The sequence below is a fragment of the Pantoea sp. KPR_PJ genome, assembly GCF_041386365.1.
GTDB lineage: Bacteria > Pseudomonadota > Gammaproteobacteria > Enterobacterales > Enterobacteriaceae > Pantoea.
Map to the genome: position 1 here is coordinate 308,878 of NZ_JABMIK010000001.1, position 16,249 is coordinate 325,126.

The 16,249-nt window shown below is 57.0% G+C and carries 16 protein-coding genes; 14 read left to right on the plus strand and 2 right to left on the minus strand.

The window, feature by feature from the left end:
- Window positions 1-13 precede the first annotated feature (13 nt).
- Window positions 14-3,265, minus strand: a complete 3,252-nt coding sequence (rne, locus tag HP564_RS01470; RefSeq protein WP_371239502.1) for a ribonuclease E — start codon at window positions 3,263-3,265, stop codon at window positions 14-16.
- A 568-nt stretch (window positions 3,266-3,833) separates the two neighbouring features.
- On the opposite strand from rne, the gene rluC reads away from it, so the two are divergent.
- The gene (rluC, locus tag HP564_RS01475; protein WP_371239504.1) at window positions 3,834-4,790 is read left to right on the plus strand and encodes a 23S rRNA pseudouridine(955/2504/2580) synthase RluC; all 957 of its coding nucleotides are present in this window, start codon (window positions 3,834-3,836) and stop codon (window positions 4,788-4,790) included.
- 13 nt (window positions 4,791-4,803) lie between these two features.
- Here rluC and HP564_RS01480 read toward each other — a convergent pair whose 3' ends face one another.
- Window positions 4,804-5,388, minus strand: coding sequence for a nucleoside triphosphate pyrophosphatase (locus HP564_RS01480; RefSeq protein WP_371239506.1), 585 nt, complete (start codon window positions 5,386-5,388; stop codon window positions 4,804-4,806).
- A gap of 140 nt (window positions 5,389-5,528) precedes the next feature.
- Here HP564_RS01480 and yceD point away from each other — a divergent pair, with 140 nt between their 5' ends.
- From yceD to HP564_RS01545, 13 genes are all read left to right on the plus strand, one after another.
- On the plus strand, window positions 5,529-6,050 hold the full coding sequence (gene yceD, locus HP564_RS01485) for a 23S rRNA accumulation protein YceD (RefSeq protein WP_371239508.1): 522 nt from the start codon (window positions 5,529-5,531) through the stop codon (window positions 6,048-6,050).
- A 14-nt stretch (window positions 6,051-6,064) separates the two neighbouring features.
- Complete coding sequence (rpmF, locus tag HP564_RS01490) at window positions 6,065-6,235, plus strand: 50S ribosomal protein L32 (protein WP_017348070.1); 171 nt, start codon at window positions 6,065-6,067, stop codon at window positions 6,233-6,235.
- Window positions 6,236-6,260: 25 nt separating this feature from the next.
- Complete coding sequence (gene plsX, locus HP564_RS01495) at window positions 6,261-7,301, plus strand: phosphate acyltransferase PlsX (protein WP_371239511.1); 1,041 nt, start codon at window positions 6,261-6,263, stop codon at window positions 7,299-7,301.
- The gene (locus HP564_RS01500) at window positions 7,302-8,255 is read left to right on the plus strand and encodes a beta-ketoacyl-ACP synthase III (RefSeq protein WP_371239513.1); all 954 of its coding nucleotides are present in this window, start codon (window positions 7,302-7,304) and stop codon (window positions 8,253-8,255) included. It abuts the gene before it with no gap.
- Window positions 8,256-8,271: 16 nt separating this feature from the next.
- Entirely contained in the window at window positions 8,272-9,204 is a 933-nt protein-coding gene (gene fabD / locus HP564_RS01505; protein ID WP_371239515.1) for an ACP S-malonyltransferase, read from the plus strand.
- Window positions 9,205-9,214: 10 nt separating this feature from the next.
- Window positions 9,215-9,949, plus strand: coding sequence for a 3-oxoacyl-ACP reductase FabG (gene fabG / locus HP564_RS01510; RefSeq protein ID WP_371239517.1), 735 nt, complete (start codon window positions 9,215-9,217; stop codon window positions 9,947-9,949).
- Window positions 9,950-10,102: 153 nt separating this feature from the next.
- Window positions 10,103-10,339, plus strand: a complete 237-nt coding sequence (gene acpP / locus HP564_RS01515) for an acyl carrier protein (protein ID WP_025901771.1) — start codon at window positions 10,103-10,105, stop codon at window positions 10,337-10,339.
- 84 nt (window positions 10,340-10,423) lie between these two features.
- Complete coding sequence (gene fabF, locus HP564_RS01520; protein ID WP_371239519.1) at window positions 10,424-11,665, plus strand: beta-ketoacyl-ACP synthase II; 1,242 nt, start codon at window positions 10,424-10,426, stop codon at window positions 11,663-11,665.
- A 119-nt stretch (window positions 11,666-11,784) separates the two neighbouring features.
- Window positions 11,785-12,597: an aminodeoxychorismate lyase gene (pabC, locus tag HP564_RS01525; RefSeq protein ID WP_371239521.1), complete on the plus strand. Its 813-nt coding sequence runs from the start codon at window positions 11,785-11,787 to the stop codon at window positions 12,595-12,597.
- Complete coding sequence (gene mltG / locus HP564_RS01530; RefSeq protein ID WP_371239522.1) at window positions 12,594-13,613, plus strand: endolytic transglycosylase MltG; 1,020 nt, start codon at window positions 12,594-12,596, stop codon at window positions 13,611-13,613. Before pabC ends, mltG begins: the two co-directional genes overlap by 4 nt.
- Complete coding sequence (gene tmk / locus HP564_RS01535; protein WP_371239524.1) at window positions 13,603-14,235, plus strand: dTMP kinase; 633 nt, start codon at window positions 13,603-13,605, stop codon at window positions 14,233-14,235. The genes mltG and tmk overlap by 11 nt, the downstream gene beginning before the upstream one ends.
- A complete protein-coding gene (gene holB, locus HP564_RS01540) occupies window positions 14,232-15,221 on the plus strand; it encodes a DNA polymerase III subunit delta' (RefSeq protein ID WP_371239526.1) in 990 nt (329 codons plus the stop codon). Before tmk ends, holB begins: the two co-directional genes overlap by 4 nt.
- 18 nt (window positions 15,222-15,239) lie before the next feature.
- The gene (locus HP564_RS01545; RefSeq protein WP_371239528.1) at window positions 15,240-16,031 is read left to right on the plus strand and encodes a metal-dependent hydrolase; all 792 of its coding nucleotides are present in this window, start codon (window positions 15,240-15,242) and stop codon (window positions 16,029-16,031) included.
- The last annotated feature ends 218 nt before the right edge of the window (window positions 16,032-16,249 follow it).

A 16,249-nucleotide genomic window follows, 5' to 3' on the forward strand; every position in this document is an offset into this window, starting at 1 on the left:
TCACTTAAGCGAGTTAAGCACTTTCAGGACGGGTCGCTGGCGCGGTGGCCTGGTGCGAGGCGCTGTGACCGCCCGCAGAACCTTTACCTTCAAAGGCAAAAGGTGAGCGCACCCAGTCGCTGTGACGGGTCGGCTCCGGCTGCCAGGCGGGCGCAGGCGCTTTTGTCATCGGCGCAGAGGCGTGATGCCTGAAGCGGGTCACGGCTTCCTGCTGCGGTGCTGTATCGCGCGCGGGGACGGGCGCATGCGGTTCCGTCACCGGCTCCGGGTGGCTTTCCGCAGCCACGGGCGCGTTCAGTACCTCTTCAACCTGCGCTTCGGCTTCTGGCGTCACGTCGTGCGCGGCGTCGGCCGCTATGTCGGTTGCGACGGCTGGCGTCTCTTTCTCTGCGACCGGTGCAGCGGGAACGGCCTGCTCGGCAACAGCGTCTGCTTTCGCTTCGTCAGCGGCGGGTATAACGGCTGGTTCATGGTCAACCGGTGCCTCAATCGGCGCGGTATTATCGGTATTAACCAGCGTCACGGGCGTTTCAGCCTGCGGTTCAGCTACATGCACGTCGTCAGCGGTCTGCGGTGCTGCTTCGGCGGCGGCAACCGGCAGGGCAACAGCGGCAGCGGTTTCCTGCTGGCTGTAGTCCGGCGCGTCGAGCGCTGCGGGGGTCTGCGTTTCCGGCGTTTCAGCTGGCTGAGCAACCGGATAGCGCACCCAGACTTTGCCTGAAGCCATCTCCGGAGAAGCGGCTGCGGCAGCCAGCGGCATCGCTGATTCAGTCGGATAACGCTCGTCACGATAGCGACGGCGGCGCTGGCCGCTGACGCGCAGGTGACGCGGTGAACGGCGCGAACGACGCGGCATATTGCCATTATCGCGGTTTTCCACCTCTTCCTGATCGCTCAGCACAGGCTCTTCGTTCCGCGGCGCGGCATAGGCAGTCTCGGGCGTCGGCTCAACGGCTTCGGCAACCTGTTTCGGTTCGCTTTCACCACCAACGCGCACTTTCTGACTCAGCTGGCGCGGCTTGCGGCGCGGCATGACCTGAACGCGCTCTTCTTCCTGTGCCTCCACAGCGTCGGCAACCTCAGCGACGGCCTGATCGACAGCCTTGCTCGCTTCCTGCTGTGCGCGTTTCTCTTCCTGACGACGACGCTGACGCTCAGCGCGCTGTTCACGACGCTGCTGCTGCTGCTCTTCACGCTGCTGACGCGCTTCATCGGTCAGAAGCGGGCGCTCTTCACGCACCTCGTTCTGTGACGCCTGACGCTTGTTACGGCGCTGTTCAGCGTTGTCGCGCGGCTCGCGGCTTTCGCGCGGTTCACGACTCTCACGCGGTTCGCGGCTCTCGCGGGGCTCACGCGACGCACCGTTTTCACCGTTACGCGGCGTACGCTCGCGGCGGTTGTTGTTACGGCGGTTGTTACGACGATCGCCGCGCTCTTTGGTGCTGCTGTCGCTCTCGACGCTGGCTGCTTTCTGCGGCGCTGCGGCTTCTTCAACAGGCGCAGCCGGTGTCGCGTCGTGGCTGCCAAACAGCTTTTTCAACAAGCGGCTGAAGAAACCACCGGTTTCCGCAGGCGCCGTGGCAGCAGCGGCCTTCGCAGCAGGCTTCGCTGCCGCTTTCGGCTGCTCTGCCGGCGTTTCAGCAGGCGCAGGCGGGGCGTCAGGCATCACAAAGGCAGCCAGTGCAGGCTGTTCCGGACGACGACGTTCGGCATGTTCCTCTTCCGACGGCATCGACATTTCAGCTTCATGCAGCTTCGGCAGATGGTAGCTGAGGGTCTGCGTCTCTTCGCCTTTGCGCACGCGCAGCACAGAGTAGTGCGGCGTTTCCATACGATCGTCCGGCACGATAATCGCGCGGACGCCGCCCTGGCGCTTCTCAATGGCATTGACGGCTTCACGTTTTTCGTTCAGCAGGTAAGAGGCAACCTGCACCGGCACAATAGCGTGCACCTCTTTGGTGTTATCTTTCAGCGCCTCTTCTTCAATCAGACGCAGAATCGACAGCGACAGCGATTCATTGTCGCGGATGGTGCCGGTTCCGCTACAGCGCGGGCAAACGTGATGGCTTGACTCACCCAGCGACGGGCTGAGGCGCTGACGTGACATCTCCAGCAGGCCGAAACGCGAAATATGGCTGATCTGAATGCGCGCGCGATCCTGACGCACCGCTTCACGCAGGCGGTTTTCCACTGCGCGCTGGTGACGTACCGGAGTCATATCGATAAAGTCGATAACAATCAGGCCGCCCAGATCGCGCAGACGCAGCTGGCGTGCAATTTCGTCAGCCGCTTCGAGGTTGGTGTTAAATGCCGTCTCTTCGATATCACCGCCGCGGGTAGCACGGGCTGAGTTGATATCGATAGCGGTCAGCGCCTCAGTGCTGTCGATAACGATAGAGCCGCCAGAGGGCAGACGCACTTCGCGCTGGAAGGCGGATTCAATCTGAGACTCGATCTGGTAGTGGCTGAACAGCGGAATTTCACCGGTGTAAAGCTTGATCTTGCTGCTGAAATCAGGACGTCCGAGCGCGGCGATATGCTGACGTGCCAGCTCCAGCACTTTCGGGTTATCGATAAGGATTTCACCGATATCCTGACGCAGATAGTCACGGAAGGCGCGCACGATGACGTTACTTTCCTGATGGATCAGGAAGGGGGCCGGGCGGTTTTCCGCTGCTTTTTTAATGGCTTCCCAGTGCTTCAGGCGGAAGCTTAAGTCCCACTGCAGTGCCTCGGCCGATTTGCCGACGCCCGCGGTGCGAACAATCAGGCCCATGCCTTCAGGCAGTTCCAGCGCAGAGAGCGCCTCTTTCAGCTCGGTGCGATCGTCGCCCTCAATGCGGCGTGAGATACCACCCGCACGCGGGTTATTTGGCATCAGTACCAGATAGCTGCCCGCCAGAGAGATAAAGGTGGTCAGCGCTGCGCCTTTATTGCCGCGCTCTTCTTTATCGATCTGAACAATAACTTCCTGACCTTCACGCAAGACGTCTTTAATATTGGGGCGGCCTTGTGCGTTGTAGCTGGCGGGAAAGTATTCGCGGGAGATTTCTTTGAGAGGGAGAAAACCGTGGCGTTCAGCGCCGTAATCGACAAACGCAGCCTCAAGGCTGGGTTCAATGCGGGTGATCTTACCTTTGTAGATATTGGCTTTTTTCTGTTCGTGTCCGGGGCTTTCGATATCCAGATCGTACAGACGTTGTCCATCAACAAGGGCAACGCGCAACTCCTCCTGCTGAGTTGCATTAATTAACATTCTTTTCATCGTTTCTGACTCGTTATTCTCACATGAGTGATAAAGCTGCGGGCATAGTTACCCTGGACGAGTGTTGACCGATGGCCCCGTGACTAAGTGCTTAACGTCAACCTCCCGGTTGTCGACTGCGCGAGGGGCGCAAATAACGTCGGTGGCCTGTTTTTCATAAGGAAAAGCAGCGCCGTTATGCTGAAATGCCTGAGAGAAAGTTAAAACCCGTGCATCCCATGTTCCGTCCAGGCTGCAACCCGCAGCCCGCTAAGTGCCTGAATTAACATCACGTCTTACGCCATTGCTGCGTGTCCGTTTCATCCGGCAAAATGACTAATTCGCTCTTTTCTCGCCTGAAATGCAACAGGCGAGAAACATTAGCATTATTCCATTGCTAACCTTCAGATAGCAAGGCGACTTTTATCGCCCGATGAAGATTAGTGATGCACAACACTTTAATATGTCGGACGAATGAGCAGGCTGCTGAAAAAGCCAGCATCCGCTACGCTTTACCGTCCGACACGAGCAGAGTTAAGCACAGAAAAAGGGGTGGCGCTATCAAAGGACACTATTTAGAATCGCCGCCATGAAAACTGAGAATCCTGGCGTACAGCTTGTCGCCATTACGGCTGAAAATGCCGGACAACGCATCGATAATTTTTTGCGCACCCAGCTTAAGGGCGTGCCGAAAAGCATGATTTATCGCATCCTGCGCAAAGGCGAGGTGCGGGTGAATAAAAAGCGCATCAAGCCTGAATATAAACTCGAAGCGGGCGACGAGGTGCGTATTCCACCCGTGCGCGTTGCAGAGCGTGAAGATCAGGCCGTTTCACCTAAGCTGGGGAAGGTGGCGGCGCTGTCAGACGCGATTATCTACGAAGACGATCATATTCTGGTGCTGAACAAACCTTCAGGTACAGCGGTGCACGGCGGAAGCGGGCTGAGCTTTGGCGTGATTGAAGGACTGCGGGCGCTGCGTCCTGAGGCGCGTTTTCTTGAGCTGGTTCATCGGCTCGATCGCGATACCTCTGGCGTGTTGCTGGTGGCGAAAAAACGCTCGGCGCTACGGTCGCTGCATGAGCAGCTGCGCGAGAAGGGGATGCAGAAAGATTATCTGGCGCTGGTGCGCGGCAGTTGGCCGTCGCACCTGAAAGTCGTGCAGGCGCCACTGCTGAAAAATATTTTGCAGAGCGGAGAGCGTGTGGTGCGTGTCAGCAGCGAAGGCAAGCCATCAGAGACACGTTTCAAGGTAGAAGAGCGTTTCGCCTTCGCCACGCTGGTGAAGGCGAGCCCGGTCACTGGCCGTACCCATCAGATCCGCGTTCATACGCTCCATGCAGGGCATCCTATCGCTTTTGATGATCGCTACGGCGAGCGTGAGTTCGACAGCCAGCTCGCCAGTACCGGGCTGCGGCGGCTGTTTCTGCACGCCGCAGCGCTGACCTTTACCCATCCTGACAGCGGCGAAACCCTGCGGCTGGAAGCCCCGCTGGATGAAGAGCTGAAGCGCTGTCTCACCGCACTACGTCAGCAAAAAAGCTGACGCGCAGTCGGCATCATCCGAGCGGATTGATGCCGACCGATCGCAGCATACCGTTGAGTGCAATCAGCGGCAGGCCGATCAGCGTGTTGGGATCGCGTCCCTCCAGCCGTTCAAACAAACAGATCCCCAGCCCCTCACTTTTAAAGCTTCCGGCACACTGCAGGGGCTGCTCTTTCTCTATATAGGTCTGGATCTCTTTATCGCTGAGATCGCGGAAGTGCACCACAAAGGGTTCACAGCAGCTTATCAACCGTCGGGTGCGAGGCTGGTAAAGCGCCAGGCCGGTATAAAAGGTAATGGCGTTGCCGCTCGCCTGTCGCAGCTGCGCAAACGCGCGCGCTGGCGTATGCGGCTTGCCGGTAATGACGCCGTTAAGCACGCAGACCTGATCCGATCCGATAATCCAGTGATCTGGATAGGGGTTGCCCAGCGCCTGCGCTTTAGCCACGGCAAGGCGCGTCACCAGCGTTTCAGCATCTTCATTTGCCCGCGGCGTTTCGTCGACCTCAGGCGCGGCGGTGATAAAAGGCAGCCCAAGCTTGGCTAGTAACGCCTGGCGAAAGGGGGAGGTGGAGGCTAAAAGAATAGAGTGCGTCATTTTTTCATAATAGTAATGGCGAATTGGTGACACTCATTTTAAACTGTGCGCCGCACTGGATGCGAATAACTGGTGAAAGATGCTGTTACACGGCCTTTTTCTTTGACTCTATGACGTTACAAAGTTAATATGCGCGCCCTATGCAAAAGGTAAAATTACCCCTGACGCTGGATCCGGTTCGTACCGCTCAGAAACGCCTCGATTATCAGGGCGTTTACACCCCTGAACAGGTGGAGCGTGTGGCCGAATCAGTTGTCAGTGTGGACAGTGACGTGGAATGTTCCATGTCGTTTGCGATTGACAGCCAGCGCCTCGCCGTACTGCAAGGTACAGCGGACGTGCAGGTTACACTACGCTGTCAGCGCTGCAACCAGACGTTTCCTCACGCTGTCCACGTAAGCTATTGCTTCAGTCCTGTCTCAAGCGATGAGCAGGCCGAGGCACTGCCGGAAGCCTACGAGCCGATCGATGTCGATGATTTTGGCGAAATCGATCTGCTGGCGGTGATCGAGGATGAAATCATCCTCGCGCTGCCGGTCGTTCCGGTGCATGATTCTGAACACTGTGAAGTGTCCGAGGCGGACATGGTCTTTGGCAAATTGCCTTCTGAGGCAGAAAAACCAAACCCATTTGCCGTATTAGCCAGTTTAAAGCGTAAGTAATAGGAGTAAGGTCCATGGCCGTACAACAGAATAAACCCACCCGTTCTAAGCGTGGTATGCGTCGTTCACATGATGCGCTGACCACTGCAACTCTGTCTGTAGATAAAGTTTCTGGCGAAACGCATCTGCGTCACCACATCACTGCGGATGGTTACTACCGCGGTCGCAAGGTTATCACCAAGTAAGACTTGCGCTTAGCAAGGTGATACTTTGACACGTTTGACCCTGGCAGTTGATGCCATGGGCGGGGATTTCGGTCCCTGCGTGACAGTGCCTGCAGCATTGCAGGCACTGGCCTCTCATTCGCATCTCAGTCTTCTTCTGGTCGGCATTCCCGACGACATCACTCCATTGCTTGCCAAAGCGGATTCCTCCTTACTGGGGCGTTTGCAGGTTATTCCTGCGGAATCGGTTATTGCAAGTGATGCGCGGCCCTCTCAGGCGATCCGCACCAGCCGCGGCAGTTCAATGCGTGTCGCGCTGGAGCTGGTGAAAGAGGGGCGGGCGCAGGCCTGTATCAGTGCGGGTAACACCGGTGCGCTGATGGGGCTGGCGAAACTTATGATAAAACCGCTGGACGGCATTAAGCGCCCGGCGTTAATGACCGTACTGCCGCATCAGCAGCGCGGTAAAACGGTGGTGCTGGACTTAGGCGCCAACGTGGACTCTGACAGCGATATGCTGGTGCAGTTTGCCGTTATGGGCGCGGTTATGGCAGAAGAGGTGCTGGAGATTGCTCATCCACGCGTTGCCCTGCTGAATATTGGTCAGGAAGAGACCAAAGGGCTGGAGAGCATACGCACTGCGGCCAGCGTGCTAAAAGCCTCGACGCAGATTAACTATATTGGTTATCTGGAGGGCAACGACCTGCTTACCGGTAAAACCGATGTGCTGGTGTGTGACGGATTCGTCGGCAACGTCACGCTGAAAACCATGGAAGGCGTGGTAAGAATGTTTCTTTCTCTACTGAAGTCCTCAGGGGAAGGAAAAAAACGGTCGTGGTGGCTGAAGCTGCTGGGGCGCTGGATTCAGAAGCGTCTGGCGCAGCGCTTTGGTCATCTCAACCCCGACCAGTATAATGGCGCTTGTCTGTTAGGATTGCGCGGAACAGTGATCAAAAGCCACGGCGCGGCGAATCAACGCGCGTTTGCTGTGGCCATAGAACAGGCGGAGCAGGCGGTGCGACGGCAGGTTCCTGAACGAATTGCCGCGCGCCTTGATGCTGTATTAGCCAGGAGTGACAAAGCCTAGATGTTTACCAAAATTATCGGTACAGGCAGCTATTTGCCTGACCAGGTACGCACAAATGCGGATCTGGAAAAAATGGTGGAGACGTCCGACGAGTGGATCGTTACCCGCACCGGCATCCGCGAGCGCCGTATTGCTGCGCCAGATGAAACCGTTGCCAGCATGGGTTGCACCGCCGCACAGCGCGCGCTGGAGATGGCGGGCGTTGATGCCAGCGAAATCGGGCTGATTATCGTTGCTACTACCTCATCCAGTCATGCCTTCCCGAGTTCGGCCTGTATGATCCAGCAGATGCTGGGCATTAACGACTGTGCTGCCTTTGACCTTGCAGCCGCCTGCGCGGGCTTTACCTACGGCCTGAGCGTTGCCGATCAATACATCAAAAATGGCGCGGTGAAGCACGCGCTGGTCATCGGCTCTGACGTGCTGGCACGGACACTGGATCCTGACGATCGCGGCACCATTATCCTGTTTGGTGACGGTGCGGGCGCAGTGGTATTAGGCGCAAGCGAAGAGCAGGGGATTATCTCTACTCACCTGCACGCCGATGGTCGCTATGGTCAGCTGTTGACGCTGCCTTACCAGGATCGCGCAAACCAGGAGCAGCCTGCCTATCTCACCATGGCGGGCAACGAAGTGTTCAAGGTTGCCGTTACCGAGCTGGCACATATTGTTGATGAAACTCTCCAGGCCAATAATCTTGATCGTGAAATGCTCGACTGGCTGGTGCCGCACCAGGCTAACCTGCGCATTATTAGCGCAACAGCGAAAAAGCTGGGTATGGGCATGGATAAAGTCGTGGTCACGCTGGATCGTCACGGTAATACTTCCGCTGCGTCGGTTCCTGCCGCGCTCGATGAAGCCGTGCGTGACGGCCGTATCAAACCCGGACAACTGATTCTGCTGGAAGCCTTTGGTGGTGGTTTCACCTGGGGTTCCGCACTGGTTCGCTTTTGATTCACAGGAACTGAAGATGACGCAATTTGCATTTGTTTTTCCCGGTCAGGGCTCACAAACCGTGGGTATGCTGGCCGAGCTGGCAGCCACCTTTCCGCAGGTGGAAGCGACCTTCCGCGAAGCTTCTGATGCGCTGGGGTACGATCTGTGGCAGCTGGTCAGCGCTGGGCCGGCTGAAGAGCTGAATAAAACCTGGCAGACGCAGCCTGCGCTGCTCGCCGCGTCCGTCGCCATTTACCGTGTCTGGCAACAGCAGGGTGGCAAACAGCCTGCAATGATGGCTGGCCACAGCCTTGGCGAATATTCTGCGCTGGTTTGCGCGGGCGTCATTGATTTTGCTGATGCTATCAAACTGGTTGAGCTGCGTGGCAAGCTGATGCAGGAAGCCGTGCCGGAAGGTACCGGTGCTATGCAGGCGATTATTGGCCTTGACGATGCAGCCATTCGCAAAGCCTGTGAAGAGAGCGCGCAGGGGCAGGTGGTATCGCCGGTCAACTTTAACTCACCAGGCCAGGTGGTCATTGCCGGAAACAAAGAGGCGGTTGAGCGTGCAGGCGCAGCCTGTAAAGCCGCAGGCGCCAAGCGTGCGCTGCCGCTGCCGGTTAGCGTGCCGTCACACTGTGCCCTGATGAAGCCCGCCGCAGACAAGCTGGCAGTGGCGCTGGAAAAAATGACATTTAATGCGCCGTCGGTTTCGGTGGTGAATAACGTTGACGTAAAATGCGAAAGCGACGCAGCGGCTATCCGTCACGCGCTGGTACGTCAGCTCTACAGCCCGGTTCGCTGGACCGAAAGCGTAGAATTTATGGCGTCGCAGGGCATTACCCAGCTGCTGGAAATGGGGCCGGGCAAGGTGCTGACTGGTCTGACCAAACGCATTGTGGACAGCCTGACGGCGACGGCGGTTAACGATCCGGCGTCGCTTTCTGCGGCCCTTGAACAGGAATAAGAGGAATATCATGAGCTTTGAAGGTAAAGTTGCGCTGGTTACAGGCGCGAGCCGCGGTATTGGTCGCGCGATTGCAGAAACGCTGGTAGCACGCGGTGCCAAAGTTATCGGCACGGCGACCAGCGAAAGCGGCGCAGACGCCATTAGCGCTTACCTCGGCGACAACGGCAAAGGCCTGCTGTTGAACGTGACTGATTCTGCCTCAATTGACAGCGTACTGTCGCAGGTGCGTGCAGAATTTGGCGAAGTTGACATTTTGGTCAATAATGCAGGCATTACGCGTGACAATCTGCTGATGCGCATGAAGGACGACGAATGGGCGGATATCCTGGATACCAACCTGACGTCTGTTTTCCGCCTTTCCAAGGCGGTGATGCGCGCTATGATGAAAAAGCGCGTGGGCCGTATCATTACCATCGGTTCCGTTGTTGGCACCATGGGCAATGCGGGTCAGGCAAACTACGCAGCAGCCAAAGCGGGTTTGATTGGCTTTAGCAAATCACTGGCGCGCGAAGTTGCGTCACGTGGCATTACCGTAAACGTCGTGGCACCGGGCTTTATCGAGACGGACATGACGCGTGCACTGAGCGAAGATCAACGTTCCGGCATTTTGACGCAGGTTCCGGCAGGTCGTTTAGGCGACGCGCAGGAAATTGCCAATGCTGTTGCATTCTTAGCCTCTGACGAAGCAGCCTACATCACGGGTGAGACGCTGCACGTCAATGGCGGCATGTACATGGTCTGATATTCACGAAAACATTTGCATTATTTGCGGTAAAAACCGCAAAATAGCGTAAAATCGTGGTTCGACCAGCCGGGATTTTGTTGCATCTTTTTCAACATTTTATACACTACGAAAACCATCGCGAAAGCGAGTTTTGATAGGAAATTAAATAGTATGAGCGATATCGAACAACGCGTTAAGAAAATCATTGCTGAGCAGCTGGGTGTGAAAGAGGACGAAGTAACTAACTCTGCATCTTTCGTTGAAGACCTGGGTGCTGATTCTCTTGACACCGTTGAGCTGGTAATGGCTCTGGAAGAAGAGTTTGATACTGAAATTCCAGACGAAGAAGCTGAGAAAATCACTACCGTTCAGGCAGCGATCGATTACATCAATAGCCACCAAGGCTAATGAATATCTTCAGGCGGTCGCTCGACCGCCTGAGTTTTATGCTTGTCCCACAGAGTTTTTATTTCCCCTCCCTGGAGGACGAACGTGTCTAAGCGTCGTGTAGTTGTGACCGGTCTTGGCATGTTGTCTCCTGTCGGCAAAACCGTAGAGTCTACCTGGAGTGCTCTCCTTGCCGGTCAGAGCGGCATTAACCTGATCGACCATTTTGATACGAGTGCCTATGCAACCCGTTTTGCTGGCATCGTAAGAGATTTTAATTGTGATGAAATCATTTCGCGCAAAGATCAGCGCAAAATGGATGACTTCATTCAATACGGCATTGTTGCTGGCGTGCAGGCGATGCAGGATGCGGGGCTGGTAATCACCGAGGAAAACGCTACGCGCATCGGTGCGGCCATCGGTTCCGGCATCGGCGGACTGGGCCTGATCGAAGAGAACCACACCTCTCTGGTCAACGGCGGCCCACGTAAGATCAGTCCGTTCTTTGTTCCTTCGACGATTGTGAACATGATCGCAGGTCATCTGACGATTATGTACGGTCTGAAAGGTCCAAGCATTTCTATTGCTACGGCTTGTACCTCCGGCGTGCACAACATCGGCCATGCGGCGCGCATTATCGCCTATAACGATGCTGACGTGATGCTGGCAGGCGGCGCGGAAAAAGCCAGTACTCCACTGGGTGTCGGCGGCTTTGGCGCAGCGCGAGCACTCTCTACGCGTAACGATAACCCGCAGGCGGCAAGCCGTCCGTGGGATAAAGATCGTGATGGCTTTGTGCTGGGTGACGGTGCAGGCATTATCGTGCTGGAAGAGTATGAACATGCTAAAAAACGCGGCGCGAAAATCTATGCGGAGATCGTTGGCTTTGGTATGAGCAGCGATGCCTACCATATGACCTCACCGCCGGAGAATGGCGCAGGCGCGGCACAGGCGATGGAAAATGCGCTGCGTGACGCTCAGCTGTCACCGGAGCAGATTGGTTATGTCAACGCGCACGGTACCTCAACACCTGCCGGTGACAAGGCAGAGGCGCAGGCGGTGAAATCGATCTTTGGCGCAGCAGCAAAAACCGTCATGGTCAGCTCTACCAAGTCTATGACCGGCCACCTGCTGGGTGCGGCAGGCGCGGTGGAGTCGATCTACTCGATTCTGGCGCTGCGCGATCAGGCCGTACCACCTACCATTAACCTGGATAATCCAGACGAAGGCTGCGATCTCGACTTCGTGCCGCACACGGCGCGTCAGGTCAGCAACCTGGAGTACACGCTGTGTAACTCCTTCGGCTTCGGCGGCACCAACGGCTCGCTGATTTTCCGTAAGGTCTGATGATTCACGTTCTGCCAAAAGGCTCGCTTCTGCGGGCCTTTTTTCTGTCTGAAGCATGCCGAAACGGATCCATCCGACATAACGCGCTAACATAACCCTTTTCGCCACGAGAGAAAGAGATGTGGATAAACGGAACTGAGGAATCTTTGCTGTCAGCCAGCGATCGCGCCACGCAGTTCGGCGATGGATGTTTCACGACGGCGGCGGTACACAATGGCGTTATTCAGCTGCTGGAGGCACATTTGCATCGGCTGCGTCAGGGCTGCGAGCGACTGATGATGCCAGAGGTAGACTGGGCGCAGCTGGAGAACGAAATGCGTTCAGCCGCCCGATCGCAAAGCCAGGCCGTATTAAAAGTGATCCTCAGTGCGGGCTCAGGCGGACGCGGTTATAGCCGCAACGGGATTGCCTGTGCGACGCGTATCGTCTCGCTCTCACCCTGGCCGCAGCACTATCAGGCGCTGCAACAGCAGGGGGCGAAACTGCAAACCAGCCCGGTTGCGCTGGCACAAAACCCACTGCTGGCCGGCATAAAACACCTGAACCGTCTGGAGCAGGTGCTTATCCGTGCGCATCTCGAGCAGAGTGATGCCGATGAGGCGCTGGTGCTTGACACTGCGGGCTACGTGGTGGAATGCTGTGCGGCCAATTTATTCTGGCGGCAGGGCGAGCGGGTCTTTACCCCTGACCTGACGCTGGCTGGGGTAGACGGCATAATGCGGCGCTATCTGATGGCGAAGATGGCTGCCGCAGGCCAGATTTGTCATGTTGTACGCTGTGAACTGGCGCAGTTACTGGCTGCTGACGAAGTAGTGATATGCAATGCGCTGATGCCCGTGTTGCCGGTACGACAGCTGGATGAACGACTGTTCAGTGAGCGTACGCTTTACCACCGGTTACAGGACAGTTGTTATTTAATGGAAGCAAAATGAGTCGAATCAAAAAAATCCTCGCCGTCGCCACGGCGATCGTTCTGCTGGCGGCTGCCTTTAGTTACTGGCAGATCCAGCGCTTCGCCGCGACCCCGTTGACTATCGACAGAGAAACGATCTATACCCTGCCTGCCGGGACGGGTCGCGTGGTACTGGAAGCGCAGCTTGAGAGCCAGCACCTGATCCCACGCAGCATCTGGTTTGGTCCGCTGCTCAAGCTGGAGCCTGATCTGGCCCGCTTTAAAGCGGGGACTTATCGGCTGGAGAAGGGCATGACGGTGCGCGGGTTGCTGGCGTTGCTTGCCAGCGGCAAAGAGGCGCAGTTTCCCCTGCGGCTGGTTGAAGGTCAGCGCCTGAGCGAATGGCTGGCCGAGCTGCGTGCTGCTCCCTATATCAGGCATACCCTGCACGACGATGACTTCGCGACGCTGGCTGCCGCACTGAAGACGGAGCCGCGGATGCTGGAGGGCTATTTCTATCCGGATACCTACCTTTATACTGCCAATACCAGCGATATCGCTCTGCTGCAGCGGGCTCACAGCCGTATGACGGCCCTGGTAGATAAGCTCTGGCAGGCGCGTATGGCCAATCTGCCTTACAAAAATCCGCAGGAGATGGTCACTATGGCGTCGATTATTGAAAAAGAGACGGCCGTCAGCACCGAGCGCGCACGCGTAGCGTCAGTATTTATCAATCGCCTCCGCACCGGTATGAAACTGCAGACCGATCCCACCGTTATTTACGGCATGGGTGAAAAATATACGGGTACGCTGACGCGCAAAGACCTTGAGACGCCGAGCGATTACAACACCTATACCATTAGCGGTTTACCGCCTGGCCCCATTGCCGTGCCGAGCAAAGCCTCACTGGAAGCCGCCGCGCAGCCAGAAAAAACGGATTATCTCTATTTTGTTGCCGACGGAAAGGGCGGTCATACTTTCACCACAAATCTTGCCAGTCATAACCGTGCCGTGCAGGTTTACCGTCAGGCGTTGAAGGAAAAAGATGAAAAGTAAATTTATCGTCATTGAAGGTCTGGAGGGTGCCGGAAAAACCACCGCGCGCGAAGCCATCGTTGCCACGCTGCAGGCCAAAGGGATTGACGATATCGTCTTCACCCGCGAGCCTGGCGGTACGCCGCTGGCCGAGCAGCTGCGCGTGCTGGTAAAGCAGGGCATCGAAGGCGAGCAGGTCACTGACAAAGCCGAGCTGCTGATGCTCTATGCAGCGCGTGTTCAACTGGTCGATACGGTCATCAGGCCCGCGCTGGCGCGCGGTGCCTGGGTGATTGGCGATCGTCATGACCTCTCTTCTCAGGCCTATCAGGGCGGCGGACGTGGGCTGGACAGCACGCTGATGTGCACCTTGCGCGACGCGGTCCTGGGGGATTTCCGTCCCGATCTCACGCTCTATCTCGACGTCACGCCAGAAATTGGCCTCCAGCGCGCGCGCGCGCGCGGCGAGCTGGACCGGATTGAGCAGGAGTCACTGCGCTTCTTTGAGCGCACGCGCGAACGCTATCTGGCGCTGGCGGCGGAGGACAGCAGCATTCTGACCGTGGATGCCACGCAGCCGCTCGACAGCGTGACGCAGGCGATTAAATCCACGCTGGTACGTTGGCTGGAAGCGCAGGCATGAACTGGTATCCGTGGCTGAATCAGCCCTATCGCCACATTATTGGTCAGCATCAGGCGGGGCGTGCTCATCACGCCCTGCTGATTCAGGCTATTGACGGTATGGGCGACGAGGCGCTGGTGTGGGGTGTCAGCCGCTGGCTGATGTGTCAGCAGCCCGACGGACTTAAAAGCTGCGGCGTCTGCCATGGCTGCCAGCTGATGCAGGCGCAAACCCACCCCGACTGGTATCGGCTGGAAGCGGAGAAGGGCAAAACGACCCTGGGTATTGATGCGGTGCGCCAGGTAACAGAAAAGCTTTATCACTTTGCCCAGCAGGGCGGGGCAAAAGTCGTCTGGCTGCCCGATGCAGCCCAGCTGAGCGAGTCGGCAGCCAATGCGCTGTTGAAAACCCTTGAGGAGCCGCCTGCTAACAGCTGGTTCTTTCTCAGCAGCCGCGAGCCTTCGCGTCTGTTAGCCACGCTGCGCAGCCGCTGCATGGTGCTGGCGCTCGCCCCGCCGGATGAGGCGCAGAGCCTGCAATGGCTGAGCAGGCAGATATCGCAGAATGAAGCGGCGCTTCAGGCCGCGCTGCGGCTTAGCGCAGGTGCGCCCGCTGCCGCGCTGCAGCTGCTGGAGCCTGCGCGCTGGCAGGCGCGTGACAGCCTGTGTCATGCCCTGCCTGCTGCACTCAGGCAGGATATCCTGCAGCTGTTGCCAATGCTCAACAGTGAGGATGTGGCCGCGCGCATCAGCTGGCTGCTGGCGTTGCTGGTAGACGCATTAAAATGGCAGCAGGGCGCAACGCGCTGGCTGAGCAATCCTGACCGGCAGGATGTGGTCGCGCTGTTGTCAGAGACTTTTTCGGCCCGTGCGCTGGACGAAAGTGCGCGCGAGTGGATGCAGTGCCGTGAGCAGCTGCTGCATGTGGCGGCTGTTAACCGCGAACTTCTGTTAACCGACCGACTTCTGAGCTGGGCTGATAAACGCAAGCCTGGCGTTGTCGCTTAACGTCAAAAGAGACGAACTATGTTTATTGTGGATTCCCACTGCCATCTTGATGGCCTGGATTATGAAAAGACCCATCGCGATCTGGATGATGTTATCGCTAAAGCCGCTGCGCGCGACGTGAAGTTTATGCTGGCGATTGCCACTACGCTGCCGGGCTTTCATACGCTGAAAGCGCTGGTAGGCGAACGCGAAAATATCGCGCTCTCAGTAGGCGTGCACCCCCTGAATCAGGAAGAGCCCTATGACGTTGAAGAGTTTCGTCGTCTGGCGGCCGATCCTCGCGTGGTTGCGCTGGGTGAGACAGGCCTGGATTACTACTATCAGCAGGAAACCAAAGCGCAGCAGCAGGCGTCGTTCCGCGAGCATATTCGTACTGGCATTGCGCTCAATAAGCCGATCATCGTACACACGCGTGACGCACGCGAGGATACGCTGGCGATCCTGCGTGAGGAGCAGGTTAAGCGTTGTGGCGGCGTGCTGCACTGCTTTACTGAAGATCAGGCGACAGCGGCAAAGCTGCTGGATATGGGTTTCTATATCTCTTTCTCTGGGATTGTCACTTTCCGCAATGCGGAGCAGTTGCGTGAAGCCGCCCGCTACGTGCCGCTTGACCGTATGCTGGTTGAAACTGATTCGCCCTATCTGGCACCCGTTCCCTATCGTGGTAAAGAGAATCAGCCAGCCTATACGCGCGACGTCGCAGATTACCTTGCCGTGCTGAAAGGCGTTGATATCGAAACCCTTGCCGCGACTACCACAAAAAACTTTGCCACGCTGTTTCACATTCCGGCCGAGCGCCTGGTGGGTTAACCCTTTATTTCGATATCTGTAATAATTCCAGTCTGGCCGTCAGTCGCCCTGTTAATTGTGACAGTGCGACTGTTTTATGGTGAAAAATGCTGCAAAGTCAGTAAGAATCCACCGAGACAGGCGGGAGCCAATCGAGGAAACGTGATAGCCATCAAAGTAACGCCAGCTGATTTATTTTACCCTTCGTAATAATTACAAGGCGGTCACCGCCATCCGGG

Excerpts from the sequence above, each read along its gene's own strand:
- rpmF (WP_017348070.1), top strand. The coding sequence starts at position 6,065 with ATGGCCGTACAACAGAATAAACCCACCCGTTCTAAGCGTGGTATGCGT.
- fabG (WP_371239517.1), top strand. The coding sequence starts at position 9,215 with ATGAGCTTTGAAGGTAAAGTTGCGCTGGTTACAGGCGCGAGCCGCGGT.
- pabC (WP_371239521.1), top strand. The coding sequence starts at position 11,785 with ATGTGGATAAACGGAACTGAGGAATCTTTGCTGTCAGCCAGCGATCGC.
- HP564_RS01480 (WP_371239506.1), bottom strand. The coding sequence starts at position 5,388 with ATGACGCACTCTATTCTTTTAGCCTCCACCTCCCCCTTTCGCCAGGCG.
- holB (WP_371239526.1), top strand. The coding sequence starts at position 14,232 with ATGAACTGGTATCCGTGGCTGAATCAGCCCTATCGCCACATTATTGGT.
- rne (WP_371239502.1), bottom strand. The coding sequence starts at position 3,265 with ATGAAAAGAATGTTAATTAATGCAACTCAGCAGGAGGAGTTGCGCGTT.
- yceD (WP_371239508.1), top strand. The coding sequence starts at position 5,529 with ATGCAAAAGGTAAAATTACCCCTGACGCTGGATCCGGTTCGTACCGCT.
- acpP (WP_025901771.1), top strand. The coding sequence starts at position 10,103 with ATGAGCGATATCGAACAACGCGTTAAGAAAATCATTGCTGAGCAGCTG.
- rluC (WP_371239504.1), top strand. The coding sequence starts at position 3,834 with ATGAAAACTGAGAATCCTGGCGTACAGCTTGTCGCCATTACGGCTGAA.
- fabD (WP_371239515.1), top strand. The coding sequence starts at position 8,272 with ATGACGCAATTTGCATTTGTTTTTCCCGGTCAGGGCTCACAAACCGTG.
- HP564_RS01500 (WP_371239513.1), top strand. The coding sequence starts at position 7,302 with ATGTTTACCAAAATTATCGGTACAGGCAGCTATTTGCCTGACCAGGTA.
- HP564_RS01545 (WP_371239528.1), top strand. The coding sequence starts at position 15,240 with ATGTTTATTGTGGATTCCCACTGCCATCTTGATGGCCTGGATTATGAA.
- tmk (WP_371239524.1), top strand. The coding sequence starts at position 13,603 with ATGAAAAGTAAATTTATCGTCATTGAAGGTCTGGAGGGTGCCGGAAAA.
- mltG (WP_371239522.1), top strand. The coding sequence starts at position 12,594 with ATGAGTCGAATCAAAAAAATCCTCGCCGTCGCCACGGCGATCGTTCTG.